The organism is Thioclava sp., from assembly GCF_048263065.1.
Lineage (GTDB): Bacteria > Pseudomonadota > Alphaproteobacteria > Rhodobacterales > Rhodobacteraceae > Thioclava.
In genome coordinates, this window is the sequence record NZ_JBLXEM010000009.1 from 67401 (window position 1) to 92160 (window position 24760).

The window sequence follows — 24760 nt, forward strand, 5'->3', positions numbered from 1 at the left end:
GCGTTTAACGCCTAGTGCGAGAGGGGCGCGGCGGGGGTGCGCCGCGGGCTTGCTCGCGCGCGCTGATCACGCCTTGGGCGCGGGTGATGCGAAACCGTGTGGACGGCCCGCTTGGCGGCGTAACCTCTTGGATTTCGCGAAAGGTTTTGGCCAGCGCATCGGCGTAAGGAAGATGTCGATTGGCCACCATCCACAGCACACCCGAGGATGTCAGCAGACGCGCGGCGGCGGCGATGAATGCCTCGCCCAGGCCCGGCTCGGCGTCGCGGCTTTTGTGGAACGGCGGGTTCATGATGATCGCATCATAACGCGCGCCGGCGGGCAGGCGCGTCACGTCCTCCCAGTGAAACTGCGCGCGTGGGTCGGTGATGTTGCGCCGCGCACAATCAAGCGCGGAGGCGTCAGCCTCATAAAGTGCGATTTCCTGAACGCCCTGTCGTGCAAGGGCCTGCGCGGCCAGCCAGCCCCAACCCGCGCCCAGATCGGCCACCCGCGCGGGCAGCGTTTCGGGCAGGCAGGCAGCAAGCAGGGCCGAGCCTTCATCAACGCCATCGGCGGAAAACACACCCGGACGCGTGACGAACCCCGGTGCCGCCGCGATATCGCGCGCGGCCCAATCGGCCAGCGCCTTCGGATCGGCGGAGAAGCGTGCGATCTTACCATGTGCCTTGGCGATGGGCGCATCCAGCACTACCAACCCGCGCAATTCCCGCAGCAGCGAGTCGATGCCCTCGGATTTCGCGCCGTCGATATAGATCGAGCCACCCGGCGTGACACAGGCACAGGCCTGCGCCAGCAGTGCACGCGCCTGCGCCTTGGCGCGCGGGGCAAAGACCACAGCCGCCGCATACGGCCCCGCTGGCTCCTGCGCCATCGCAACACCGCGCGCGGCCAATGCGTCATGATCGGGCTTGAAGGGTTGGAACGCTACCAAACGATCCAACGGCAAAGCGTTTAGATCCAGCGCAGCACTGGGCGCAAACAGCGCAATCTGCCCGTGCTCGGGCAGCGTATCAGATGCCGAAAGGGCGAAAGACAGACGAGATTGGCTCATAGGCGACTGGGTATCCCAATAACAAAACGCGCCCGTCCCTTAGGGCCGGGGCGCAACAATAGCAAGCACAGCGCCATCGCGGCACACAACAAAGGGGTTACTCTTTTTCCATCGTGCATTGCAGCGGGTGCTGATGGCGACGCGCGAAGTCCATCACCTGCACGACCTTGGTTTCCGCCACCTCAAAGCTAAACACCCCGACCACCGCCAGCCCCTTTTTATGGACCGTCAGCATGATCTCGAAGGACTGCGCATGGTTAAGGCCGAAGAACCGCTCAAGGATGTGCACGACGAATTCCATCGGCGTGTAATCATCGTTGAGAAGCATCACCTTATACATCGGCGGACGCTGCGTTTTCGGCCGGGTCTTAGTGGCGACACCGGTCTCGTCTTCGCGGTCATCCTCATTGTCATGCGACATCATGTAAAACGGCTCAGTCAAGGCATCTCCGCCAGATCAGGAATCGTTGAGGGCTCTGGCGGAATATAGGGCCTTCGTGACATATGAAAAGACTCTGGGCGCGCTTAAGATAAGGGCAAGTGATGCAAATCAGCACAATCGGCTTTGATGCGGATGATACGCTTTGGCACAATGAGCGGTTTTTCCAGCTTACGCAGGCGCATTTTGCCGCGTTGATGGCGGATCATATGCCGCAGGATAGGAAAGGCCCGGATCACTTGGCCGACCGCCTTATCGCGGCGGAGCGGCGCAACGTCTCCCATTACGGCTTTGGCGTCAAAGGCTTTACCCTGTCGATGATCGAAACCGCGATTGAGGTTAGCGAGGGGCGTGTGCCGGCCTCGGTTCTCGCCGAAATTCTGGCCGCCGGGCGTGAGATGCTAAGCCATCCCGTCGATCTGCTGCCCCATGCGCGCGCCACGATCGAGGCGCTGTCTGGGCAGTATCGGCTGGTACTGGTCACCAAGGGCGATCTGATTGATCAGGAACGCAAATTGGCGCAATCGGGTCTGGGCGATCTGTTTGATGCGGTGGAAATCGTGTCTGACAAAAAGCCCGAGATCTATGCGCAGGTGTTCGCGCGTCACGGCCACGGCGCGGCGCAGGGGGTGATGGCGGGAAATTCGCTGAAATCCGATGTGATCCCGATGATCGAGGCGGGCGGTTGGGGCGTGCATATTCCCCATGAAATGACATGGGCGCTTGAACATGCGCCCGCCCCCGACACGCATCCGCGATTTGCGCAATTGGCTGATTTGGGCGCTCTGCCTGCGTTGATCGCGCAGATCGACACGCAGTCCTGAGGCAATCCGTCTCGGCTGAAAACCGCACTGACGCGTCGGAAGGGAAAAGTGACGAATTTTCGCCAAACCACCACCACTAGAGGGGGCCGCGGCGGGTCACCCCCTACATCTAGTAGTATTGCATGAATGTCGCAGTGAAAGCGCTTGAAAATAGAGAGTTTTCAGGTCGCAATACACATGCTAGGCTGATCGGAAATCAAGCCCCAAAGCCGCCAACGATGCGGCATATAAAAATCGGGGCATCGAGGCAGTGAAAGGGCAAGAACCGTGACCACGCTAGCGCGCTGGGTCCGTCAAGGGCTGTTTGTATTCTTATTGGTAATTTTCGCACCGTTGGGCGCGATGGCTGCACCTTATGCGGCGATGGTGATGGATATGCGCTCGGGCGAGGTGCTGTATTCGAAAAACGCCGATACGCCCCTGCACCCGGCCTCGCTGACCAAGATGATGACGCTCTACATCACGTTTCAGGCGATCGAGCATGGCGAGTTCAGCCTCGATTCCATCGTCACCGTGACCAAACACGCTGCCTCGCAGCCGCCGTCGCGTTTGGGTTTGCGTCCGGGGCAGAAGATCGCCGTGCGCTATCTGATCCGCGCCGCCGCAATCAAATCAGCCAATGATGCCGCCGCCGCCCTTGGCGATTATATCGGGGGCGACGAGGCTGGCTTTGCCGCGCGCATGAACCGTACTGCCAAGCAGCTTGGGATGAAGAACACCCATTTCGTCAATGCCAACGGGTTGACGCGCAAGGGGCACCTGTCTTCTGCCCATGACATGACCATCATGGGCCGTCATTTGTTTTTCGATTTTCCTCAGTATTACAATATCTTCTCGCGCCATTCCGCGAATGCCAAAATCGCGACTGTCTATTCCACCAACCGCCGTTTTCTAAGCGCCTATCAGGGCGCGGACGGGATCAAGACGGGTTATACCTCGGCCTCGGGCTTCAACCTGACGGCCTCGGCCAAGCGCGGAAACGAGCGTATCATCGCGACCGTCTTTGGCGGCACCTCGACGGCGCAACGCAATGCGAAAATGGCCGATCTGTTGAATATGGGCTTTAAACGCGCGCCCTCCAATGCGCGTGTTCTGCCCCCCAGAGTTCCGCAATATCTTGGCCCGATGGGCTCCGCTCCGATGCTGGTGGCGCAAAAACTGGCCCCCAAAGAAAGCCCGCGTCCCGACAACCGCCCCTCGCCGCCGCGCGCGGATAGCGATGCAATCGCGCTGGCACTGGCTGCGGCTGTGCAGGGCGATCAGGTCGATGATAGCGTAGCGGACACGCCCGAGGATGTGGCCGAAGAAACCGATACCGCCGCGCCCGAAATTCAGGTTGCCGATGCGGGCAGCGATGTTGGTATTGGCGCAGAAATATCGGCCAGCCCGCGTCCGATGGCCTCGCCGCGCGCGATCCAGATGGCGCAAGCCCAGCAGGCCAAACCTGCCGAAGTCACCGGTGCTACGCCGTTGGCACAGGCAGCCGCCAGCGATGCCGCGAGCGCCGAGCCGAGCGATATTCAACTGGCCTCGTATGAACCCGACAACGCCGCCGCCGCCCCGCCGACGGGGCCGAAATTTGTGCAAAACACCGCACCGCAACCCGAAACGATGGAATTGGCGCAGGCACGCGCGCTTGATCTGGGCGATGAAAGCAAGGCCGAGGGCGATGCTGTCGAACCCACGCCGGGCTTTGCCCAAACCACCAAACCGCAGCCCGAAACCACCGCGATGGCCAAGAACGGTGCAACGGATCAACCGTCCGAGGTTATCCTTGCAGCCCTCACCCCCGAGGCCCCTGCCCCCGCCGCCAAGCCGCGCGTTGTGGCCCGGCTTTCCAGTTCGGGCGGGCGCAACTGGGGCGTCAGCCTTGGGCTGTTCGGATCGAACTTTGCCGCCGAGCGCCATCTGCTAACCACCGCCTTAATGGATAGCGACACGCTGGGCGATGCGCTGCGCAAGGTCGCAACGCGCAAAACCGGCTATGAGGCGAATTTCGTCGGCATGACACAAGACAGCGCGCAACTCGCCTGCGCCCGCTTGCAAGCACGCGGCATGGATTGTAACCTGATCGGCCCCTGATCCTGCGTCCAAAACCCAAACGGAAAAGCCGCGCCGATACAGTCGGACGCGGCTTTTCTTTGAGTGCAACACGACGCGCATGGCTCGCCATGCTCCGAATTTGCGAAACATCACGAGGGGCTGCACCCCGGGCCTACGTCAGTCCTGCTTGGGGCGGTCGTCAAACTCATGCGACAAGATGCGCTCGGCATCGCCCTTGGGATCGTCATACTGCCGGTTCTTGATCGACCACCAAAAGGCCGTTAGCCCAATGCCCCCCAAGAACAGTGAGATCGGAATAAAATAGATCAACACATTCATGGCGTCCCCCTAGCGTAGCCGCAACGAATTGAGCGAGACGGTGATCGAGCTGGCTGACATAGCCAGCGCCGCCATCAACGGCGTCGCCAGCCCCATCAGTGCCAGCGGCACCGCAATCGCGTTATAGATGATAGAGATGCCAAAGTTCTGCTTGATCCGGCGGCGTGCGTGTTTGGCAATCCGCGCGGCCTCGGCAATGGGGGCCAAGTCCTGCCCCAGCAGCACGATATCAGAGGCCGTGCGCGCGGCATCCAGTGCCGAGGCGGGCGAGACCGACACATGCGCTCCCGCAAGCGCCGCCGTGTCATTCAGCCCGTCACCGACCATCAGCACGCGGCGTCCCTCACGCGTCAGATCGGCGACCAGTTGCGCCTTTTCCATCGGCAAGGTCCCTGCGCGATATTGCGCTATCCCCAACCGCTGGGCGAGATCGGCGACGGCAGGTTCCACGTCGCCCGACACCAGCCAGACCGATTTCCCCTGCGCGGCGAGACCGGCCACGGCCTCTTCGGCACCGGGGCGCAGGCTGTCGACAAAGCGGATCGATACGGAGGCCGCATCGCCGATTTTGAGGTGGGTCGCCGTGCTGGTCCCCTCATCCGCACCACTCCAGTTGGCACGGCCCAGACGCACGATCTGCCCTTGCCAATGGCCCTCGACGCCGTAGCCGGGCACCTCGCGGATGTCATCCAGCGCAGCAGGCGTTCCCCCCTGCCCCAGCGCGGCTTGATGCAGCGCGCGCGCCAGCGGATGCGACGAGCCCTCGGCCAGTGCCATCGCGACGGACAGCGCCTCGGGCGCAAGTTCGGACAGGTTTTGCGGGCGCGGCGCACCCATGGTCAGCGTGCCGGTCTTGTCAAAAACGACGGTGTCGATCTCGGCCAGACGTTCCAGCGCGGTGCCGTCTTTGATCAACAACCCCTTGCGAAACAGCTTGCCGCTTGCCGCTGTCACCACTGCAGGCACGGCCAGACCGAGCGCACAGGGGCAGGTGATGATCAGCACAGCGGCGGCGATATTGATCGCAAGGCGGAAATCGCCCCCCGTCACCCAAGCCCAGGCGCAAAACGCGGTGAAGGACAGGATATGCACAATCGGCGCATAGGCGCGCGCGGCACGTTCGGCCAGCGAGGTGTATTTCGTCTTGGCACTTTCGGCCATCGCCACCAGATCGGCCATCCGGTGCAGCGAGCTATCCTTGCCCGCCGCCGTGACGCGGATCAGCAACGGCCCGGTCAGGTTCACTTCGCCCGCGCTAAGCACCATGCCGGGGCCGACCTGCACGGGCAGGCTTTCACCGGTCAACAGCGAGCGGTCGGATTCGGAATGCCCCTCGATCACCTCGCCATCTGCGGGAATGCGGCCACCGGGGCGCACGCGCATTAGATCGCCCACGACCAGTTCACCCACGGGTACCACGACCTCGACGCCCTCGCGCAAAACGGTGGCGCGGGGCACTTCGAGCGCGGCCAGTTCCTCAGCCGCCGAGCGCGCCACGGCGCGGGTGCGATAATCCAAATAGCGCCCCACCAGCAGGAAGAAGGTCAGCATCGTGGCGGCTTCGAAATAGGCATGCGCGCCCGAATGCATCGTCTCGAACAGCGAAATCCCAAGCGCCAGCAGGATCGCCAGCGAGATCGGGACATCCATGCCAAGCCGCCCGCCCCGTAGTGAATAATAGGCGTTGGCAAAGAACGGCTGGCCGGAAAAAATGATCGTTGGGATCGCGATGGCGGCTGAAACCCAGTGGAACAGATCGCGCGTGGCATCTTGCGCGCCCGACCAGACAGCGACCGAGAGCAGCATGATATTCATCATCGCAAACCCGGCCACGCCAATGCGCATCAACAGATCGCGCCCGCGTTTATCGGCCTCGGTGGCAGACAGCATGCCGGGATCGAGTTCGTGCGATTCATAGCCGATTTTATCAAGCGCCGCGATCAGCCCGGCGGGTTCGACGCCCGTCTCGGCATCGATCGAGGCGCGTTTAAGCGTCAGGTTCACGCGGGCCGATTTCACGCCGGGCTGTTTCATCAACTCGCGTTCGACATCAGTGATACAGACCGCGCAATGGGCCGTGGGCAGCGACAGCATGATCCGCGCGCCCTTGATATCGCCCGATTTCGCCAGTTGCTCCGCCGAAGGCGCGGCCAGACAGGCGGGGCAAGCCGAGGCAGAGACGCGCTCTGCCTCATAGTCGTTTGCATTGGATGGGGCCGGAGAGACCGTCATCGCATCAGCCTTTCACGAACAAATCAATCCGCTGGCTGAACTGCGTACCGTCAGCGGCCTGAGCATCAAGGTGGATCAGCCACGCGCCGGGCGCAAGCTGTAGCGGGGTCACAAAGATACCACCGACATAATCGAATGTCGGCGTGATATCGTCGCGCATATGCGTGGTGCGCCCGACCACAGCCTTAAGCGAGGCGACTTTCGCAGGCAGCCCCGACTTATCGCGGATGACAAGGCTAAGCTTGCCATCCGAATACTCCGGTTCCACGACCCATCCCAGCGCCTCTTGCGCGACCCGGTTTTTGTCAAACACCTGCGAGGCGACGTAAGAGTTTTTCACCTCCAGACCGGGGAAGCTTGAGATTGCATTCCACGCCATCACAAGGTTCACTGTGATGATCACGCCAAAGGCGCTGACGGCAATCAACAGAACCTTCCGACCGGTCAAAGGTTTAGCCATCTCGCTCACTGTGCCCTTCCGTTAAAGACCGTGTCGGTTGAGACGCGATCTGTGCTGGCGGTGTCCGAAATCCAGATCCGCATTTCCGTGCGATCCGAAGTTGCAGGCACCGACCCGGGTTTGGCCATAATATAAAGCCGCTGGGTCATCGTTTCATCGGCAGGCACAGTGACGGTGTTGCCCTGTTGCCCTTCGAGCACAACGCTTATCGCGTTTTGATCGACGCCATCAGGGGCCACAGCGGTGACTTGGAAAGTCGTGGCCTCGCCCGCCTTGTTGCGCAAGCGCAGCGTGTAGATATTGCGGATCTCGCCGCTGGGTTCGACTACATAAAGCGGGTCACGGTTTGGCGTGATGTTGAAGTCAATCGGCGAGCGCATGAACAAAGCCACCACAAGACCGACCCCGATTGCACCCCAAAGCGTGAAATACATGAGCGTGCGCGGGCGCAGAATATGCTTCCAAACGTTGATGACAGGGTTGCCCGCCTTTTCGTTGGTTTCATCTTTCAGCGCCATGTAGCCGATCAGGCCCCGCGGCTTGCCGATTTTGTCCATCATCTCGTTACATGCATCAATGCACAGCCCGCAGGTGATACATTCCAGTTGCTGGCCGTCGCGAATATCGATGCCCATCGGGCAGACGTTGAAACACGCCATACAGTCGATGCAATCGCCCTGCGTCGGGTCATGTTCACCCTTTTTCAGCTTGCCACGCGGCTCACCGCGCCATTCGCGATAGGCGATGGTGATGGTGTCTTCGTCCATCATCGCGGCCTGAATGCGCGGCCATGGGCACGCATAGATGCAAATTTGCTCGCGTGCGAAGCCACCGAAGGCAAACGTGGTCAGCGCCGCAACAGTGATGGTAATATATGCGACAGGGGATGCGGTGCCGTGCACCAAGTCGTTCAGCAGCGTCGGCGCATCAGTAAAGTAAAACACCCACGCCCCGCCGGTCGCCACGCCGATCAACAGCCACAACACCCATTTCGTCACGCGCTTGCGGATTTTTTCCGCGTTCCAGTTTTGACGCAGCAGGCGGATGCGCGCGTTGCGATCGCCCTCGACCCAGCGCTCGACCAGAATAAACAGATCGGTCCAGACGGTTTGCGGGCAGGCATAGCCGCACCACACACGCCCCAGCGCCGAGGTAAACAGGAATAGCCCCAGCCCCGCCATGATCAACAGACCGGCGACGAAGTAGAATTCATGCGGCCAAATCTCGATCATGAAGAAGAAGAAGCGCCGGTTTGCCAGATCCATCAGAACGGCCTGATCGGGCAGTTCCGGCCCACGATCCCAGCGAATCCACGGCGTGATGTAATAAAAGCCAAGCATCAAGGACATTAAAATCCACTTGAGGCTGCGGAACTGACCTTTCACCCGACGGGGGAAAATCGGCTCTCGGGCAGCGTAAAGCTGCGGGGGTTCGACTGGTTCGGTGGAGCTCACGACTCTCTCCGTATGATTAAACTGCGTCTTGGGATTCTTTTGTTATGACACAGATGTGAATACTTTGACCTGCGTCAAAAAGACAGATTTAGGATGCAGGAATTAGGCTTTTGCACTCAGAACGTGGCGGCCGCGGCCTTGTGCAGCCAGCCGATGAAGGCGCGCAGAGCCGGTCGCATCACACCCGGTCGCGTCACCGTGTAGTAGCCCTTCTCTTCGTCGTCTTCAAACAACAACCGCAGCCGACCTGCAGCGATATCGTCCTCGACCCAAATCCGTGCCGAGATCGCAACCCCCTGCCCCAGCCGCGCCGCTTCAAGCATCAGGTTCCCCGGCATCGAAAGAATGCCCTTGCTGGCATATTGCGCGATCCCGAAGCGATCCAGCCACTCGCTGGCCTCGTTGGTGCCCAGTTCCTGCAACCATGGAAAACAGCACAGATCGGCGGGCTGGGCATAGCACCCCTGCCCCACCAGCGAGGGCGTCGCGACAATGACAACAGGCGAGCGCACAAGCAGCCGCGCCTCAAGTCCGGGCCACCGCCCAGTGCCATAGCGCAGTGCCATGTCAATTCCACCGGGGGCAAGGGTGCTGACACGCGCAGAGGGATCAATGGACAGACCGATTTCAGGATGGGCATCGCGAAATTCTGGCAGGCGGGGCAGCAGCCATGCCGAGGCAAAGCTGGGCGTTGTCGATATCTGCAAGGGGCGCATGTCACCTTGTGTGCTCAGCGCATCGACGCCAGCGGAAATCAGACCGAACCCTTCGCTCAGAGCCTGCGCAAGCTGGCGTCCCTCGGCGGTGAGCTGCGCGCGCACGCGTGAACGATCAACGAGGCTGACCTCAAGATGAGCCTCAAGGGCGCGCAATTGTTGACTGATCGCGGCATGGCTGACACTCAGCGCGCGCCCCGCCTGCACAACCGAGCCGCTCTCTGCAAAGGCGCAAAACGCACGCAAGGACGACAGCGAAGGCAGAGAGCGCCAATCCATTACCGTAAACTCAGTTTACATATCGAAAATCTTCCTGAGTCGCATTTTGTCAAATTTCAGGCATCATTTCTATATGAAATATAGCGATTGGGAGAATGACAATGAAAGTAACACTTACGCCAGAGATTACGATGCTTTTCGCCCGCATAGGGCTGGCCCCGCCGCGCAACGATCTTGCGCCCTCACCCGAGCACAGGATCGGCCATCACACCCTGCCCCGGCATCCCGCGCTTTGGGATCGCGTTCGCAGGATGCGCGCATGATCGGGATCTGGGCGCAGAGCTTTCTGGTCGCGGCGCGGCTGGATCGACCTGAACTGCAATCGCGCCGCAATCACATCGGCGTGCAGCGCGATAAAAACCTTGCGCCGTCAAAAGATATGGTCAGAATACACCTTAGGTAACCTCCGATACGAAAAAGAGGGCCCCTTTCAGGACCCTCTTGATCAAGGTCACCGGCGCCCCCAGGAAACGCGCGAACAGGACGGGGGTGCCGGTGCTACCCGAGGGGCCGAAACCCCAAGGGATTAGTGTTACTGACCACCGCCGAGGCTGTGGACATAAGAGGCAACGGCGCGAATGTCGGCTTCGGACAGACGCTCGTTCCAGTTGGGCATCACACCCGCGCGGGCATTGGTCACGGTGTAGGTGATCGTGTCTACATCGCCGCCATACAGCCAGATCGCATCCGTCAGGTTGGGCGCGCCCTGTGCCTGATCGCCGGTGCCATCTTCAGCATGACATGCCGAACAGTTGTCCATGAACACGGTCTCGCCAGCGGCCGCCAGATTGGCGTCGTTGTCCTGACCCGAGATCTTGCGGACATATTGCACGACCTGATCGATTTCCTCTTTTTCGAGGATCTCGTCTTTGCCAAACGCGGGCATCTGCGAAAAGCGGGCTTCTTCTTCGGGGTCCGTTTCGTTGCGAACACCATGCGTGACGGTAAAGTGGATATCCTCCATCGTGCCACCCCACAGCCAGTCGCTATCTAGAAGGTTGGGATAGCCAAGGCCCGGATTACCGCCCGCGCCAGCACCATGGCACTGTGCGCACCACGTCCGGAACACTGCCCCACCCGCGTTCTGGGTGTAGTTCTTCAGTTCGGGATCGCTGGCGATCTCATCCAGATTGGCCGCAACCAGCTTTTCTTGCACCGGCTTGTTCATAGCGGCGAACTTGTCGATATCGGCCTGCACATTAGCCCGGGTCGATGACCCGAGAAGGCCGGGCGTCGCTCCGGATTTAAAGATCGGCCATGCCGGCATGGCGATTGAGTAGCCGATGCCCCAGATGATGCAGACATAGAAGGTATAGAGCCACCATTTCGGCAGCGGGTTATTATACTCTTCAATGCCGTCCCACTGGTGACCAGTGGTCTCGACCTCGTGTTTTTTCTTCGTCGGTTTTTTGCTCATAATTCCACGCCTCCTTACCTAACGTGGCGCCGTCATTCGCCCCGGTCCCGGTTTTCACCGGGAACGGAGGAACTGGCGGGGTTGTCTTCATGCCGGAAGGGAATGTCGGACGTATCCTCATAGGTTTTGCGCGAACCGGGCCGGAAGACCCAGAGCACAATCCCGAGGAAGAACACGAACAGGAAGATCAGAAACCAGCTGTCCGCGAATTCCCTGAAGATATGATAGTCCATTTTTGCGTTCCCTTACCGGTTAGCCACGGGTTGGAAGGTCGAGAAATCGACCATCGTGCCAAGCACCTGCAAATAGGCGATCAGCGCGTCCATCTCGGAAAGACCGGGACGGCCATCGAAGTTGCGAACATTGGTGGCGTTTGGATAGCGCTCCAAAAGCCCGTCATAATCGCTGTCGGGATCGGCCTGAGCGGCAAGATCCGCTTTCGCATTTGCGATCATATCCGAGTCGTAAGGCACACCCACCGTGAGATCGGTTTCCAGACGCTCGTCGATATAGCGGCCATCAATCATCCGGTTCGCGAGGAAGCCGTATTTCGGCATCACCGATTCCGGCACGACCGATTGCGGGTTCACGAGGTGATCGACATGCCACGCATCCGAGTAGCGCCCACCCACGCGCGCGAGGTCAGGCCCCGTGCGCTTGGAGCCCCACTGGAACGGGTGGTCATACTGGCTTTCTGCTGCCAGCGAGTAGTGACCATAGCGTTCCACCTCATCGCGCATCGGACGGATCATCTGCGAGTGGCACAGATAGCACCCCTCGCGGACATAGACGTCACGACCCGTCAATTCGAGCGGCGTGTAGGGTCGCACTCCTTCGACATCCTCGATAACGTTTTCGAGGTAGAAAAGCGGTGCGATTTCCACGATGCCGCCGATGGTGACGACGAGAAAGGCGAAGATCAGAAGTAGTGTCGCGTTCCGTTCAAGGACGGAGTGCTTATCGAGAAGTCCCATTCTGTCCTCTCCTTATTCTGCCGGCACGGCGGCAACCGAGCGCGTTTCCACGCGCGGCTGACGAGCAACCGTCATCCACAAGTTATAGGCCATGATCATGCCACCAGCGAGGTAAAGAACCCCACCCAGTCCGCGCACGACGAACATCGGGTGCATCGCGGCCACGGTGTCGGCAAAGGCGTTCACAAGGAAGCCCTGGCTGTCCACTTCGCGCCACATCAGACCTTGCATGATCCCCGCAACCCACATCGAGGAAGCGTAAAGAACGATCCCGATGGTGGCGAGCCAGAAGTGCCAGCTCACGAGTTTCAGCGAATACAGGCCCTGACGCGCCCACAAGCGCGGCACAAGGAAGTAGAGCGTGCCGAAGGTGATCATGCCGTTCCAGCCAAGCGCGCCCGAGTGCACGTGACCGATCGTCCAGTCGGTGTAGTGCGACAGCGAGTTCACCGCTTTGATCGACATCATCGGGCCTTCAAAGGTCGACATGCCGTAAAAGCCGACCGAAACCACCATCATACGGATGATCGGATCGGTGCGCAGCTTGTCCCATGCGCCCGAAAGCGTCATCAGGCCGTTGATCATGCCACCCCAGGACGGCATCCACAGGATGATCGAGAACACCATGCCCAGCGTGCCAGCCCAGTCGGGCAGCGCGGTGTAGTGCAAGTGGTGCGGACCCGCCCAGATGTACAGAAAGATCAGCGCCCAGAAGTGAACGATCGACAGTTTGTAGCTGTAGACCGGACGTTCAGCCTGCTTGGGCACGAAGTAGTACATCATGCCAAGGAAGCCTGCAGTCAGGAAGAAGCCCACCGCATTATGACCATACCACCACTGCGTCATGGCATCTTGCACACCACCAAAGAGTTGCACTGATTTCGAGCCGAAGAACGACACCGGAACGGCGAGGTTGTTGACGAGATGCAGCATCGCGATGGTCACGATGAACGACAGATAGAACCAGTTGGCGACGTAGATATGGGGTTCTTTGCGCTTGAAGATCGTGCCCATGAAGACCAGCAGGTAGCTGACCCAGACAATCGTAAGCAGGACGTCGGCGACCCATTCCGGTTCTGCATATTCTTTGGATTGCGTTGCGCCCAAAATATAGCCGGACGCGGCAAGCACGATGAACAGATTATAGCCCCAGAACACGAACCACGACAGCCCACCGCCCCACAAACGCGCAGCAGAGGTGCGTTGCACAACGTAAAAGCTCGACGCGATCAGCGCGTTGCCACCGAATGCAAAAATCACCGCTGACGTGTGCAGCGGGCGAAGTTTGCCGAAGTTCAGATAGCCTTGCGCCCATTCGAAGTTTAGCACCGGATAAGCCAGCTGAAACGCAATGATGACGGCTACGAGGAAACCAACCACTCCCCAAAAGGTTGTGGCGATAACCCCGGCGCGAACCACGCCATCGAAATACTCGTTCTGCGGGGCCGGTTGACGGGTCCCCATGGTGCGTAGCACCCAGATAAACGCGATTGCTGCTGCCAGCAAAATCTCGACCGCGTTCACCTGATAAGAAAGATCGCGCGCGTTACCAGCCGCGATGGCGGCAATCACCGCCACAAGGCCAAGCGCAATCAGCTTGATATAATCCCACATTTTGTGCGTCCCTTCGTCATGTCTTCTCTCCGGGGTGTGGAGTCGCAATGCGAGAATCCCCAGAGCGTGACTGTCGTTCTTCTGGCCTCTAGGTATGCACGATGCCTTGATCTGCATCAAATGTTCGCGACATGACTGCGCGATTTGGTCGCAGTTTTGTGATTTATCCGACACGTGGCTTGATCCGTATCAAAGTGCTTACAATCTGGTAGGATTACTCTGCTGAAACCGGAATTTGTAAGCGCGGAGAGTGAGCTATGTCCTACAAGACGATTTTGACGATTGTCACCGACCCCAAGGTCGCAGCATCGCAGTTGGATGCGGCCGTGGCGGTTGCGCGTCGGCGCGATGCGCATCTTGACGTGCTGTGCATGGGAATCGATCGCACCCAGACGGGATATTACTACGCGGGCGCGACAGCCTTCGTGCAGCAAGAAACGATGGATCGCGCGCAAGATGATGCGCGCAAAGCAAATGAGGCCGTGCGCGCCCGACTTGACGCCGAAGATATTCGCTGGGGCGCTGATGTCGTCGTGTCGCAGATCGGGGCGATGTCCACAGTTGTGGGGTTGCGCGCGCGGTTTGCCGATCTTGTCCTGATGGGTCGGCCATATGGCGAGGGTCGCGGTCCCGAGTTGGAGGCCGCGATTGAAGCCGCCCTGTTCGAGGGTCAGGTGCCCGTGGCAATTGTGCCCGATGGTTATGATGGCGACATCCCCGCCAAACGCGTGGTTATTGCGTGGAATCAATCACATGAGGCGATGCGCGCGGTGCGTGCGGCGCTGCCGGTGCTCAAATCGGCGGATCTCGTGGATATTACCGTGATCGACCCGCCCGCGCATGGCCCCGAACGCTCGGATCCCGGCGGTCAGCTAAGCCAGATGTTGGCGCGCCATGGCGTCAATGCCGAGGTCACGGTGCTGTCGAAAACGATGCCGCGGGTATCAGATGTGCTGAACCGGCATATTCGCGACAGCAGTGCAGATGCGATGGTGATGGGCGCTTACGGGCATTCGCGCTTCCGCGAGGCAATTTTGGGCGGCGCAACCCGTCATATGCTGGAAATGGCTGATGTGCCGGTGATCATGGCGCACTGAGCCTCGGCCAGAATTCGCGAACGGATGAAAGGGCGCTTTGCCGGGCGCCCTTTTTTCATTGATCGCGCGCACCTCTTCATGCGACCCTTACCTTAGGTAAACAGGGAGGTTGCAATGAGCTACGTGACTGCTTTCATGACCGCCGTGCCAGAACAGAACAAGGCCCGCTATATCGAGATGGCCCGCAAGAGTTGGGATTTATTCGCTGATTTTGGCGCGCTCGAAATGACCGAATGCTGGGAAGACAACGTCCCCGAGGGCAAGGTGACTTCGTTTCCGATGGCGGTAAAGCGTGAAGCCGGTGAGAAAGTCGTCGTCTCATGGATTCGCTGGCCCGACCGCGCGGCGGCGGATAAGTGTTTCGCCTCAATGGAAAGCGATCCGCGCTGGCAGGAAATGGGCGAAATGCCCTTTGACGGGATGCGCATGATGTGGGGCGGATTCGAGCCGATCTTTGAGGCCAAAGCCTGACGCGAGGGCGACTTAGATCGGCAAGCCGCCATCACTGTCATCGCCCGCCTCACTCAAGAGCCGGTCGATATCAGGCACGGTGACGTGGCGCTTACCGTCCAGCACGATCACTCCGTCGCGCTTGAGCGCCGAGATTTGGCGGCTTACGGTTTCCAGCGTCAGCCCCAGATAATCGGCCATCGCCTCACGCGTGAGGGGCAGATCAAAGGTCATCTGGCCTTGATTCGCTGTGATCGAGGCATCACGCCGCGCAATGATCGACAAAAGCGAGGCGATTTTTTCGCGCGCGGTCTTGCGCCCCAAAAGCAGCATCCATTCGCGCGCCGCGTCCAGTTCGTCCAACGTCATCTGCAACAGCCGTTGGGCGATGTGGGGCGTGCGCTCCATCATCTCCTCAAACGGCTTTTTGCGAAAACAGCACATCAGGATATTGGTGGTCGCGGTAACACTATAAGCCGCTGCAGAACGCCCCGGACGGCCCACGAAATCGGAGGGCAGCAACAGCCCGACCATCTGTGTGCGCCCGTCTTCAAGCGTCTGCGTCAGCGTCGCGATGCCCGACACGACCGAGGCCACGAAATCCATCTTGTCGCCTGCCCAGATTACCGTCTGACCGGCCTCAAAGCTGCGGTAATACTTGATGTCCTCAAGTTCGTCGATCTCATCCGCATCACAGCGTGCGCAGACCGCGCGATGGCGGATCGGACAGTCCCCGCAATTCAGCGAGACAGGATGAACGTCGTCATGAGTCATACGGACTTTCGTCTTGATCTGTGTCAATTTCTCTCGCGGGTCTTATATCTAAAGATAGGTCTATGAAACAGGAATCGCAACTCGCCAAGCTTGGCCTTTTCGACGCGAAAGTGCCTCGCTACACATCGTATCCGACAGCACCGCATTTTGCTGGTGGCGTCGGTCCGGACACATTTTCTAGCTGGATCGAACAGATTCCGGCGGGTGGGTCGATCTCGCTCTATCTTCATGTGCCGTTCTGCCGCAGGTTGTGCTGGTTCTGCGCCTGTCGCACGCAGGGCACGCAAAGCGATGAGCCGGTGCGCGCCTATTCCGAGGTTTTGCTGGCGGAATTGGAGATGCTGCGCGAACGTCTGGCCCCCGGCGTTATGCTGTCGCGGCTACATTGGGGCGGTGGCACGCCGACCTTAATGCCTGCGGATATGATGTCGCGCATGGCCGATGCGGTGTTTGACGTGGTGCCAATGGGCGAAGGGGCCGAATTCTCGGTTGAAATCGACCCCAATGAGATCGACGCCTCACGGATGGACGCGCTTGCGCGTGCGGGCATGAACCGCGCCTCGATCGGGGTGCAGGATTTCGACCCCCAGATCCAGAAAGTCATCGGACGCGAGCAAAGCTACGAGATTACCAAAGCTGCCGTGGATATGATCCGCGAGCGCGGCGTTGCCAGCCTGAACGCCGATATCCTGTATGGCCTGCCCCATCAGACCCCCACCAAGATCGCCAATTCGGTGCAGCAGTTGCTGTCGCTCGGGCCGGATCGCGTAGCACTGTATGGCTATGCGCATGTGCCGTGGATGGCGCGGCGGCAAACGATGATCCCGTCCGATCACCTGCCCACGCCGCAAGAACGGCTTAAGCTGTTTGAAGTCGCGCGCGATCTGTTCGTGGCCGATGGATATGACGAAATCGGGATTGATCACTTCGCGCTGCCCACGGATGGCTTGGCGATGGCGCAGAAAAACGGCAAGTTGCGGCGCAATTTCCAAGGCTATACCGACGATCAGGCCGAAGCGCTGGTCGGTCTGGGCGCTTCGTCGATTTCGCGTTTCCCGCAAGGCTATGCGCAAAACGCATCGGCCACGTCGAAACATACTGGCGCGATCCGCGATGGGCAGTTTTCCACCGCGCGCGGGCATGCCTTTAGCGATGAGGACAAGCTGCGCGGGCGCATGATCGAAGCCCTGATGTCGGATTTTGAGATTAAGACGGATGAGCTGGTGCGCGATTTTGGTGCCAAGCCGGATGAGTTGACGCAGATGTTTGCCGCCTGTGTCGAGCAGTTCGGTGACATGGTCGAAATGACCGAGCACGGATTGCGGATCCCCGCGAAAGGCCGCCCGCTGACGCGCATGATCGCGCGCAATTTCGACGCCTATGACATGTCCGCTTCCAGCCATAGCTCGGCGATCTGAGGCGCGATTTTGGGTAACCGGATCGGGCGTCTGGGACTCCGGGCGCCCTTCCCCTGCCCCGGCAGAGCCTAGCTGCGCGCGCCTTCGACAAACTCAATCAGTCGCGGCAGGCATATCGTTTTCAGATCATAGCTTTCGACGATATGGCGGCGCGCGGCCTCACGCATGGGCGCATAGGTTTCAGGGGCGCTCAGCCCCGCGATCAGCGCCTCGGACCAGCCTGCGATGTCAAAGAAATCCACGAGCCGTCCGGTCTCGCCATCAGCGATCAACTCGCGCACGGGCGCGGTATCAGAGGCCACCACCGCACAGCCCGCCGCCATTGATTCCATCAGCGACCAGCTAAGCACGAACGGATAGGTCAGATAGGCATGCACGCGGCTGACATGCAGCAGGTTGACGTAATCCGCGTAAGGAATGCGGCCCAGAAAATGCACGCGGTTCAGATCAAGCTGGTCACCGACCTCAGCGAGGAATTTCTGCTTCCAGCTTTTGGCGTCCTTGGGTGCGGCACCATAGCTTTGCCCCTCTTCGCCGACGATCAGCACATGCGCCTTGGGGCGTTCCGCGAGCACTTCTGGCAATGCGCGCATGAAGCTATGAAAGCCGCGATAGGGTTCAAGCGAGCGGTTCACAAATGTCACCACCTCATCGCCGGGGCGAAAGATGCGCGTGGTGCCGGGCACGGTAAAACTGGCATCCGCGCGCGGCGCAAGGCGGTCGGTATCCACGCCGTCATGGCACACGGTGATTTTGGCGCGCAGCTCGGGCGGGAAGGTGTCGGCCTGAAACTGCGTGGGTGACAACCCCGCATCGGCCTGCACCATCGACTGCACCAGATGCGCCGAGCGCGCCACGGTCGACACCTTTGCTTCAAGGCCGGAGCGCGCAAATTCCGGGTCGAAATCGGTATCGAGCCCGGTCGTGCGATACATCAGTTCGGCATAGACCAGCAGCCGCGCCTCGGGCCAGACCTCGCGCAGGAACAGCGTTTCGCCCCAGCCGGAATGACCAAAAATCACATCGGGCACATAGCCGTGCTTGTCGCGCAACTGGCGCGCGGCAAGGGCGGCGCGCGCGCCCCGTTCGGCGGATTGCGCGTAAAGCCGGGTCAGACCAGAGGAGAGTTTGACCTCGTCGGGCTTGCGGTATTTTACCACCCGCACCGGCGACGGGCGTTTGTTCGTCTCAGAGGTCAGCGCGATCACCTGATGGCCGCGCGCCACCAGCGCGGGGGCGAGATGGGGGAACTGACCGGGAAAGTTCTGGTGAACGAACAGGATTTTCATGCTCAGGCCGTTTCCAGCGCCGTCTCGCCCAAGGCGGCCACCATCAACTGGCGCGTATAGGCAGTTTGCGGGTTGGCAAAGAGGTCGCGCGCTAGACCTGCCTCAACGACATCGCCGCGCTTCATCACCATGATCTTGTGGCTCAGCGCACGCACCACCCGCAGATCGTGGCTGATGAACAGATAGGCCAGCCCGTGACGGCGCTGCAAATCACGCAGCAGATCGACGATTTGCACCTGCACGGTCATATCCAGCGCCGAGGTCGGCTCGTCCAGCACCACCACCTTGGGGCGCAGGATCATCGCGCGCGCAATCGCGACGCGTTGGCGCTGACCACCGGAAAACTCATGCGGGTAGCGCTCCATCATCGCGGGGTCGAGGCCGGTTTCCGTCATGATCTCGGCCACCATATCGCGGCGATTGCGCCCCTTCTCGACACCGTGAACCGTCAGCCCTTCGGCGATGATCTGCTCGACCGTCAGGCGCGGGCTGAGGCTGCCAAACGGGTCCTGGAACACGATCTGCATATCGCGGCGCAACGCGCGCAACCGCCCCGCCTGCCAGCGCGAAATATCCTCGTTATCATAGAGGATCGGCCCCTCGGACGCGATCAACCGCATGATCGCGAGCGCCAGCGTGGTCTTGCCCGACCCGCTTTCGCCTACAATCCCCAACGTCTCGCCCGCGCGCACCGAAAGCGAGGCGTCATTGACCGCCTTCACATGGCCCACCGTCTTGCGCAGCAACCCGCGCTGGATGGGGAACCAGATTTTGAGATGCTCGGTGCGCACGATTTCGGGGGAATTTTCCGGCACCGGATCGGCCAGCCCCGTGGGTTCGGCCTCTAGCAGTTTGCGGGTGTAGGGGTGGCGCGGATTGGCGAATATTTCTTCGGTCGGGCCTTGCTCGACGATCTCGCCATGCTGCATCACGCAGACCCGATCCGCGATACGACGCACCACACCCAGATCATGGCTGATGAACAGCAGGCTCATCCCCATATCGCGTTTCAGATCGGCCAGCAGGTCAAGGATCTGCGCTTGAATGGTCACATCCAGCGCGGTCGTGGGTTCATCCGCGATCAGCAGATCGGGGCCGTTGGCCAGCGCCATTGCAATCATCACGCGTTGACGTTGCCCGCCCGAAAGCTGGTGGGGATAATCCGCCAGACGGGTTTCGGGATCGGGGATGCCGACCTTTTCTAGCAGCTCGATCACACGCGCCCGCGCCGCCGCGCCACGCAGGCCTTGGTGCAGCGACAGGCTTTCGGTGATCTGCTTTTCCAGCGTGTGCAGCGGGTTGAGCGAGGTCATCGGCTCTTGAAAGATAAAGCTGATATCATTGCCGCGCGTGGCCATCAGTTCGCGTTCCGACGCGCCGATCATCTCGCGCCCGGCATAGCGGATCGAACCCTCGACCTTAGCGCTGCCGCCCAGAAGCGCCACCGTGGACAGCGCCGTGACCGATTTCCCCGATCCGGATTCACCGACCAGCGCCACGGTTTCGCCATTGCTGACGCTAAAGCTGACGCCCTTGACCGCAGGCGACACGCGCCCCTCGGACACGAAAGATACGCGCAGATTTTCGACCTCGAGAACCGGTTTCATCGAAACACCTTTCTGGGGTCGAACGCGTCGCGGATGCCCTCAAATATAAAGACCAAAAGCGACAGCATGATCGCGAAGGTGAAGAAGGCCGAGAACGCCAGCCAAGGCGCGTTCAGGTGCTGTTTGCCTTGCAGCGCGAGTTCACCCAGCGAGGGCGCGGAACTGGGCAGCCCGTAGCCGAGATAATCGAGCGAGGCCAGCGCCCCGATCGCCCCGGTGATGACGAATGGCAACATCGTTAGCGTCGCCACCATCGCGTTGGGCAGGATGTGGCGGAACATGATCACCCGATCTGATACGCCCAACGCGCGCGCGGCGCGGACATATTCGAAATTGCGCGCGCGCAGGAACTCCGCGCGCACCACGCCCACCAGCGCCGGCCAGCCAAACAGGATCGAGACGAACACCAGCAGCCAGAAACTGCGCCCCAAAATCGCGAACAGGATGATGATGACGTAAAGCGAGGGGGTGGAGGACCAGATTTCAAGGATGCGTTGGAAGAACAGATCGACCTTGCCGCCGAAATAGCCCTGCACCGCGCCTGCCGAAATCCCGATAAGTGATCCCACCCCCGTCACGATCAGCGCAAACATCACCGATGTGCGGAAGCCGTAAATCACGCGCGCCAGCACGTCGCGCGCGGTGTCATCGGTGCCCAGCCAATGGTCCTTGTCGGGTGCCGAGGGGGCGGTGCCGACATCGTTGATCGTGTTGTAGCTATAGGGAATGACGGGCCAGATCATCCACCCCTTTTCGATCTTTTCGCCGTCCACCTCTCCGGTTTTTTGCGCCCGCGTCATCACCGCTTCGGGGTCGTCGTCAAAGCACGCCTCATTGCCCCCCGTCACGATCAGACATTGCACCGCGGGGTCGCGATAGATCGCCTGCGTGCGGAAATCGCCGCCAAAGGCAGTCTCGGGGTAGAACTTGTAGATCGGGAAATAGTAGTGGCCGCGATAGTTTACCACGATCGGTTTGTCATTGGCGATGAACTCGGCCAGCAGCGCGCCGATGAACAGCACGCCAAAGATCATCATCGACCACAGCGCGCGGCGGTTGGTTTTGAAATTGCGCCAGCGGCGGGCGTTGAGCGGGCTTAAGCGCATCATCCGGCCCTCTTTTCAAAGTCGATACGCGGATCGACAAAGACATACATCAGGTCGGACAGAATATTCACCACAAGGCTGATCAGCCCGAACATATAGAGCGTGCCGAAAATCACCGGATAGTCGCGCTCCACCGCCGCCTGAAAGCCCAGCAGGCCCAGCCCGTCGAGCGAAAAGATCGTCTCGACGATGATCGAGGCGCCAAAGAACACGCCGAGGAATTGCGCCGGAAAGCCTGCAATCACGATCAGCATCGCGTTGCGAAACACATGGCCATAGAGCACTTTTTTCTCGCTTAACCCCTTGGCGCGCGCGGTCATCACATATTGCTTGTTGATCTCTTCTAGGAAGGAATTCTTGGTCAACAGCGTCATTGTGGCAAAGCTGGCAATCGTCGTCGCCGTCACGGGCAGCGCAATGTGCCAAAGGTAATCGAGCGCCTTGCCAACAAGGCTGAGCTGGTCGAAGTCATCCGAGGTCAGGCCGCGCAGCGGGAAGATTTTCCAATACGACCCACCCGCCAGCAACACCATCAGCATCACCGCGAACAAAAAGCCGGGGATGGCGTAGCCGACGATGATCGCGCCGCTGGTCCAGGTGTCGAATTTTGACCCGTCACGCACCGCTTTGCGAATACCCAGCGGGATTGAGATCAGATAGGCCAGCAGCGTCGACCACAGCCCCAGAGTGATCGAGACCGGCATCTTATCCAGCACTAAGTTGATCACGCTTTCATTGCGGAAAAAGCTCTTGCCGAAATCGAAGGTCGCATAGCTTTTCATCATGATGAAAAACCGCTCCCAGCCGGGTATTTCTTCCTTTTGGCAGGCAGGGTTGTTCAGATCAGGCGTACCGGTAAAGCTGCTGTCGCAGGTGATGCGCGCATAGCCCATCTGCACCTCAAGCTGGCTGAGCAATTCGGGCGAGATACCGCGCGCGCCCTGATAGCCGCTATCATCGACGCCGCCTTGGCCCTGCGTGCCCGCATCGCCCCCGCCTGAGATATTGCGCATCGAATCTGCCTCGCCCTGCACGCGCGCGATCACCTGTTCGATCGGCCCGCCGGGGACAAATTGCGTCAGCGTGAAGTTGATGATCATAATCCCCAACAACGTGGGGATCACCATCAGCAATCGCCTCAGGATATAGGCGCCCATATCTGGCCCTCTGCTCGGTTAGCGGCGGGGTGGCTTAGAACGCACCTTCCGCCTTCAGTTTCTTGGCCTTGTCGGCGTCATACCACCAGAAATCCAGCTCTCCCAGCGAATAGGGCGGCAAGGTTTCCGGGTGCTCATACATATCGTAATAGGCAACGGTGTGGGTGGGTTTATACCATTGCGGCACCCAGAAGCGGATCGCGCGCAGGGCGCGGTCAAGGGCATGCACGCGTGGGGTCAGCTCGTCATGGGTTTTCGCCTGCTCAACCAGCAAAATCAGCTTGTCGATGGCCGGGTTTTGCAAGCCCATCGCGTTGAACACATCCCCCGTGCTTTTGGAGCCGAAATATTGCTGCAAATTGGAGCCGGGAATTTCGTCTTGACCGAGATGCGTAGTGATCAGGTCAAAATCATGCGCGCGGCGGCGGTTTTCATATTCGCTGTCATCGACGCGGTCCATCTTGGCATCAATGCCCAGCGCGCGCAGGTTTTGAACGTAAGGCGTTATCACCCGGTCAAAGGTTTGGCTGTCATTGAGGATCGCAACCGATAGCACCTCACCCTTGTCATTGCGCCGCATCCCATCGCTGCCCACGATCCAACCCGCCTCTTCCAGAAGCTTGGCAGCCTTGCGCATGTTCTTGCGATCGAGTTGGCGCTTGCCAGACACGGGCTGCATCACCGCATCATCGGTCAGGACGCCCGCAGGCAGATCGCTCGCCAGCGGTGTGAGGATTTTCACCTCCTCAGCCGAGGGTTTACCGCTGGCTTGCAGATCGGAGTTTTCCCAGATGCTTTCGACGCGATCATAGAGGCTGTAAAACAGCGTCTCGTTGGACCACTCGAAATTGAACATCAGGCCAAGCGCCTCGCGCACGCGAATGTCGTCGAATTTCGCGCGCCGCAGATTGATCACGAATGCCTGCCCCGAGGCGATATTGCCGTCGGGCAGTTTGGCCTTTACCACCTCGCCTTTTTCCAAGGCGGGGAAGTTGTAGCCATTGGCCCAGATGCTGGAACTAGCCTCGTTGCGGAAGGTGTAGGTGCCACCCTTGAACCCCTCAAACGCCGATTGGTAATCGCCGAAATATTCGATGCGGATGCGATCGAAATTCGCGCGGCCCTTGTTGATGGGCAGATCCGCGCCCCAGTAATCGGAGTTTCGTTTCCATGTGATCGCACGGTTGTTTTTGACGCTGTCAAACATGTAGGGGCCGGACCCGATGAAGGGCACATCCGAGGTCTGCGACAGGTCGATCTTGTCGCGCTCGAACTGCGCTTTAGAAAACACCGGCAAGCTGCCCACCGCCTGAATGATATCGCGGCGCGGCGCATCGGGCATAAAGGTGAATTTGATATGGGAGGGGTCGATGACTTCAGCCGATTTCACCTGCTGGGCGATCACAGCGCGAAATGAACTCAGGCCCTTTTCGCGCAGTTGATCGTAGGAAAATGCCACGTCTTCGGCGGTCAGCGGCGCGCCGTCAGAGAACGTGATCCCGTCGCGCAGCGTGAAGATCACCCAATCTTTGCTGGCGGGGTACTGCAAGCTTTTGCAGAGTAGGCAGTATAGCTCGCCCACAGTATCGGCGGTGCCCTCCATCAGCGATTCCAGCGGGGCTGAGGCCAATGCGGCGGCGCGTCCCTGAATCGAGTAAGGGTTGTAATTATCAAAACCACCGGGCGACCATTCCGAGATTTCCCCGCCCTTGGGCGCATCGGGATTGACGTAATCGAGATGCGCGAAATCGGCAGGGTATTTCAGCGATCCCAGCGTGGCGATGCCGTAGGTGGTGATCACATCGCCCTGCCCCGCGTCGCTCTGTGCAACAGCAGGCGTTGCGTCTTGCGCATGTGCCCCCAGCGCCAGCCCGACCCAGATCATCGCCCCCGCAATCAACGCCAAGGCGCTGCCTGCAATCGGGTTGGATTGTGCCATCTCATCGGCTTTTACCGCCACTCGCGCCTGCACCATTCACATCTACTCCGTTGTAACGCCGCCAAGGATGGCATCGCG

At 60.0% G+C, this 24760-nt stretch carries 24 protein-coding genes; 7 read left to right on the forward strand and 17 right to left on the reverse strand.

The window, feature by feature from the left end; all coding sequences use genetic code 11:
- Nucleotides 1-4 precede the first annotated feature (4 nt).
- Nucleotides 5-1054, reverse strand: a complete 1050-nt coding sequence (locus ACN0SD_RS13260; protein WP_417808710.1) for a class I SAM-dependent methyltransferase — start codon at nucleotides 1052-1054, stop codon at nucleotides 5-7.
- A 97-nt stretch (nucleotides 1055-1151) separates the two neighbouring features.
- Entirely contained in the window at nucleotides 1152-1478 is a 327-nt protein-coding gene (gene clpS / locus ACN0SD_RS13265; RefSeq protein ID WP_417808749.1) for an ATP-dependent Clp protease adapter ClpS, read from the reverse strand.
- Between the two features lie 119 nt (nucleotides 1479-1597).
- Between clpS and ACN0SD_RS13270 the strand changes: the two genes are divergently transcribed.
- Nucleotides 1598-2317, forward strand: a complete 720-nt coding sequence (locus ACN0SD_RS13270; RefSeq protein WP_417808711.1) for an HAD family hydrolase — start codon at nucleotides 1598-1600, stop codon at nucleotides 2315-2317.
- 369 nt (nucleotides 2318-2686) lie between these two features.
- Nucleotides 2687-4399 carry a D-alanyl-D-alanine carboxypeptidase family protein gene (locus ACN0SD_RS13275; protein WP_417808750.1) on the forward strand — a complete coding sequence of 571 codons (1713 nt, stop codon included), beginning with the start codon at nucleotides 2687-2689 and terminating at the stop codon, nucleotides 4397-4399.
- A 138-nt stretch (nucleotides 4400-4537) separates the two neighbouring features.
- On the opposite strand, the gene ccoS is transcribed toward ACN0SD_RS13275, so the two are convergent.
- From ccoS to ACN0SD_RS13300, 5 genes are all read right to left on the reverse strand, one after another.
- Nucleotides 4538-4699, reverse strand: a complete 162-nt coding sequence (gene ccoS / locus ACN0SD_RS13280) for a cbb3-type cytochrome oxidase assembly protein CcoS (protein WP_417808712.1) — start codon at nucleotides 4697-4699, stop codon at nucleotides 4538-4540.
- 9 nt (nucleotides 4700-4708) lie between these two features.
- Entirely contained in the window at nucleotides 4709-6931 is a 2223-nt protein-coding gene (locus ACN0SD_RS13285; protein WP_417808713.1) for a heavy metal translocating P-type ATPase, read from the reverse strand.
- A 4-nt stretch (nucleotides 6932-6935) separates the two neighbouring features.
- The gene (locus tag ACN0SD_RS13290) at nucleotides 6936-7391 is read right to left on the reverse strand and encodes a FixH family protein (protein ID WP_417808714.1); all 456 of its coding nucleotides are present in this window, start codon (nucleotides 7389-7391) and stop codon (nucleotides 6936-6938) included.
- A 5-nt stretch (nucleotides 7392-7396) separates the two neighbouring features.
- A complete protein-coding gene (ccoG, locus tag ACN0SD_RS13295; RefSeq protein WP_417808715.1) occupies nucleotides 7397-8845 on the reverse strand; it encodes a cytochrome c oxidase accessory protein CcoG in 1449 nt (482 codons plus the stop codon).
- Between the two features lie 116 nt (nucleotides 8846-8961).
- Nucleotides 8962-9840 (reverse strand): LysR family transcriptional regulator, encoded by an 879-nt coding sequence (locus tag ACN0SD_RS13300; protein ID WP_417808716.1) that lies wholly within the window; start codon nucleotides 9838-9840, stop codon nucleotides 8962-8964.
- Nucleotides 9841-9941: 101 nt separating this feature from the next.
- On the opposite strand from ACN0SD_RS13300, the gene ACN0SD_RS13305 reads away from it, so the two are divergent.
- Both ACN0SD_RS13305 and ACN0SD_RS13310 read left to right on the forward strand, forming a co-directional pair.
- Nucleotides 9942-10103 (forward strand): hypothetical protein, encoded by a 162-nt coding sequence (locus ACN0SD_RS13305; RefSeq protein ID WP_417808717.1) that lies wholly within the window; start codon nucleotides 9942-9944, stop codon nucleotides 10101-10103.
- The gene (locus ACN0SD_RS13310) at nucleotides 10100-10243 is read left to right on the forward strand and encodes a hypothetical protein (protein WP_417808718.1); all 144 of its coding nucleotides are present in this window, start codon (nucleotides 10100-10102) and stop codon (nucleotides 10241-10243) included. The genes ACN0SD_RS13305 and ACN0SD_RS13310 overlap by 4 nt, the downstream gene beginning before the upstream one ends.
- Nucleotides 10244-10372: 129 nt before the next feature.
- Here the strand turns inward: ACN0SD_RS13310 and ccoP are convergent, their stop codons facing one another.
- From ccoP to ccoN, 4 genes are read right to left on the reverse strand one after another with little or no spacing between them, the layout of a single operon-like run.
- The gene (gene ccoP / locus ACN0SD_RS13315) at nucleotides 10373-11257 is read right to left on the reverse strand and encodes a cytochrome-c oxidase, cbb3-type subunit III (RefSeq protein ID WP_417808719.1); all 885 of its coding nucleotides are present in this window, start codon (nucleotides 11255-11257) and stop codon (nucleotides 10373-10375) included.
- 32 nt (nucleotides 11258-11289) lie between these two features.
- A complete protein-coding gene (locus tag ACN0SD_RS13320) occupies nucleotides 11290-11490 on the reverse strand; it encodes a cbb3-type cytochrome oxidase subunit 3 (RefSeq protein ID WP_417808720.1) in 201 nt (66 codons plus the stop codon).
- Between the two features lie 12 nt (nucleotides 11491-11502).
- Nucleotides 11503-12231, reverse strand: a complete 729-nt coding sequence (gene ccoO / locus ACN0SD_RS13325) for a cytochrome-c oxidase, cbb3-type subunit II (RefSeq protein ID WP_417808721.1) — start codon at nucleotides 12229-12231, stop codon at nucleotides 11503-11505.
- 12 nt (nucleotides 12232-12243) lie between these two features.
- Complete coding sequence (ccoN, locus tag ACN0SD_RS13330; protein ID WP_417808722.1) at nucleotides 12244-13845, reverse strand: cytochrome-c oxidase, cbb3-type subunit I; 1602 nt, start codon at nucleotides 13843-13845, stop codon at nucleotides 12244-12246.
- 257 nt (nucleotides 13846-14102) lie between these two features.
- Between ccoN and ACN0SD_RS13335 the strand changes: the two genes are divergently transcribed.
- Both ACN0SD_RS13335 and ACN0SD_RS13340 read left to right on the forward strand, forming a co-directional pair.
- A complete protein-coding gene (locus ACN0SD_RS13335; RefSeq protein ID WP_417808723.1) occupies nucleotides 14103-14942 on the forward strand; it encodes a universal stress protein in 840 nt (279 codons plus the stop codon).
- A 114-nt stretch (nucleotides 14943-15056) separates the two neighbouring features.
- Entirely contained in the window at nucleotides 15057-15413 is a 357-nt protein-coding gene (locus tag ACN0SD_RS13340; RefSeq protein WP_417808724.1) for a DUF1428 domain-containing protein, read from the forward strand.
- Between the two features lie 12 nt (nucleotides 15414-15425).
- Here the strand turns inward: ACN0SD_RS13340 and fnrL are convergent, their stop codons facing one another.
- Nucleotides 15426-16166 (reverse strand): transcriptional regulator FnrL, encoded by a 741-nt coding sequence (gene fnrL, locus ACN0SD_RS13345; RefSeq protein ID WP_417808725.1) that lies wholly within the window; start codon nucleotides 16164-16166, stop codon nucleotides 15426-15428.
- A gap of 62 nt (nucleotides 16167-16228) precedes the next feature.
- On the opposite strand from fnrL, the gene hemN reads away from it, so the two are divergent.
- Complete coding sequence (gene hemN / locus ACN0SD_RS13350) at nucleotides 16229-17584, forward strand: oxygen-independent coproporphyrinogen III oxidase (protein WP_417808726.1); 1356 nt, start codon at nucleotides 16229-16231, stop codon at nucleotides 17582-17584.
- Nucleotides 17585-17652: 68 nt separating this feature from the next.
- Here hemN and ACN0SD_RS13355 read toward each other — a convergent pair whose 3' ends face one another.
- From ACN0SD_RS13355 to ACN0SD_RS13375, 5 genes are read right to left on the reverse strand one after another with little or no spacing between them, the layout of a single operon-like run.
- The gene (locus ACN0SD_RS13355; RefSeq protein ID WP_417808727.1) at nucleotides 17653-18873 is read right to left on the reverse strand and encodes a glycosyltransferase; all 1221 of its coding nucleotides are present in this window, start codon (nucleotides 18871-18873) and stop codon (nucleotides 17653-17655) included.
- Nucleotides 18874-18875: 2 nt separating this feature from the next.
- Nucleotides 18876-20480: an ABC transporter ATP-binding protein gene (locus tag ACN0SD_RS13360; RefSeq protein ID WP_417808728.1), complete on the reverse strand. Its 1605-nt coding sequence runs from the start codon at nucleotides 20478-20480 to the stop codon at nucleotides 18876-18878.
- Nucleotides 20477-21586 carry an ABC transporter permease gene (locus tag ACN0SD_RS13365; RefSeq protein WP_417808751.1) on the reverse strand — a complete coding sequence of 370 codons (1110 nt, stop codon included), beginning with the start codon at nucleotides 21584-21586 and terminating at the stop codon, nucleotides 20477-20479. The genes ACN0SD_RS13360 and ACN0SD_RS13365 overlap by 4 nt, the downstream gene beginning before the upstream one ends.
- A complete protein-coding gene (locus ACN0SD_RS13370) occupies nucleotides 21586-22743 on the reverse strand; it encodes a microcin C ABC transporter permease YejB (protein WP_417808729.1) in 1158 nt (385 codons plus the stop codon). The genes ACN0SD_RS13365 and ACN0SD_RS13370 overlap by 1 nt, the downstream gene beginning before the upstream one ends.
- A gap of 34 nt (nucleotides 22744-22777) precedes the next feature.
- Nucleotides 22778-24718 carry an extracellular solute-binding protein gene (locus ACN0SD_RS13375; RefSeq protein WP_417808730.1) on the reverse strand — a complete coding sequence of 647 codons (1941 nt, stop codon included), beginning with the start codon at nucleotides 24716-24718 and terminating at the stop codon, nucleotides 22778-22780.
- Nucleotides 24719-24760 lie beyond the last annotated feature (42 nt).

Bases quoted from the DNA above. Each gene is read 5' to 3' on its own strand.
- ACN0SD_RS13260 (WP_417808710.1), bottom strand. From the start codon at position 1,054: ATGAGCCAATCTCGTCTGTCTTTCGCCCTTTCGGCATCTGATACGCTG.
- clpS (WP_417808749.1), bottom strand. From the start codon at position 1,478: ATGATGTCGCATGACAATGAGGATGACCGCGAAGACGAGACCGGTGTC.
- ACN0SD_RS13270 (WP_417808711.1), top strand. From the start codon at position 1,598: ATGCAAATCAGCACAATCGGCTTTGATGCGGATGATACGCTTTGGCAC.
- ACN0SD_RS13275 (WP_417808750.1), top strand. From the start codon at position 2,687: ATGGATATGCGCTCGGGCGAGGTGCTGTATTCGAAAAACGCCGATACG.
- ccoS (WP_417808712.1), bottom strand. From the start codon at position 4,699: ATGAATGTGTTGATCTATTTTATTCCGATCTCACTGTTCTTGGGGGGC.
- ACN0SD_RS13285 (WP_417808713.1), bottom strand. From the start codon at position 6,931: ATGACGGTCTCTCCGGCCCCATCCAATGCAAACGACTATGAGGCAGAG.
- ACN0SD_RS13290 (WP_417808714.1), bottom strand. From the start codon at position 7,391: ATGGCTAAACCTTTGACCGGTCGGAAGGTTCTGTTGATTGCCGTCAGC.
- ACN0SD_RS13300 (WP_417808716.1), bottom strand. From the start codon at position 9,840: ATGGATTGGCGCTCTCTGCCTTCGCTGTCGTCCTTGCGTGCGTTTTGC.
- ACN0SD_RS13305 (WP_417808717.1), top strand. From the start codon at position 9,942: ATGAAAGTAACACTTACGCCAGAGATTACGATGCTTTTCGCCCGCATA.
- ACN0SD_RS13310 (WP_417808718.1), top strand. From the start codon at position 10,100: ATGATCGGGATCTGGGCGCAGAGCTTTCTGGTCGCGGCGCGGCTGGAT.
- ccoP (WP_417808719.1), bottom strand. From the start codon at position 11,257: ATGAGCAAAAAACCGACGAAGAAAAAACACGAGGTCGAGACCACTGGT.
- ACN0SD_RS13320 (WP_417808720.1), bottom strand. From the start codon at position 11,490: ATGGACTATCATATCTTCAGGGAATTCGCGGACAGCTGGTTTCTGATC.
- ccoO (WP_417808721.1), bottom strand. From the start codon at position 12,231: ATGGGACTTCTCGATAAGCACTCCGTCCTTGAACGGAACGCGACACTA.
- ccoN (WP_417808722.1), bottom strand. From the start codon at position 13,845: ATGTGGGATTATATCAAGCTGATTGCGCTTGGCCTTGTGGCGGTGATT.
- ACN0SD_RS13335 (WP_417808723.1), top strand. From the start codon at position 14,103: ATGTCCTACAAGACGATTTTGACGATTGTCACCGACCCCAAGGTCGCA.
- ACN0SD_RS13340 (WP_417808724.1), top strand. From the start codon at position 15,057: ATGAGCTACGTGACTGCTTTCATGACCGCCGTGCCAGAACAGAACAAG.
- fnrL (WP_417808725.1), bottom strand. From the start codon at position 16,166: ATGACTCATGACGACGTTCATCCTGTCTCGCTGAATTGCGGGGACTGT.
- hemN (WP_417808726.1), top strand. From the start codon at position 16,229: ATGAAACAGGAATCGCAACTCGCCAAGCTTGGCCTTTTCGACGCGAAA.
- ACN0SD_RS13355 (WP_417808727.1), bottom strand. From the start codon at position 18,873: ATGAAAATCCTGTTCGTTCACCAGAACTTTCCCGGTCAGTTCCCCCAT.
- ACN0SD_RS13360 (WP_417808728.1), bottom strand. From the start codon at position 20,480: ATGAAACCGGTTCTCGAGGTCGAAAATCTGCGCGTATCTTTCGTGTCC.
- ACN0SD_RS13365 (WP_417808751.1), bottom strand. From the start codon at position 21,586: ATGCGCTTAAGCCCGCTCAACGCCCGCCGCTGGCGCAATTTCAAAACC.
- ACN0SD_RS13370 (WP_417808729.1), bottom strand. From the start codon at position 22,743: ATGGGCGCCTATATCCTGAGGCGATTGCTGATGGTGATCCCCACGTTG.
- ACN0SD_RS13375 (WP_417808730.1), bottom strand. From the start codon at position 24,718: ATGGTGCAGGCGCGAGTGGCGGTAAAAGCCGATGAGATGGCACAATCC.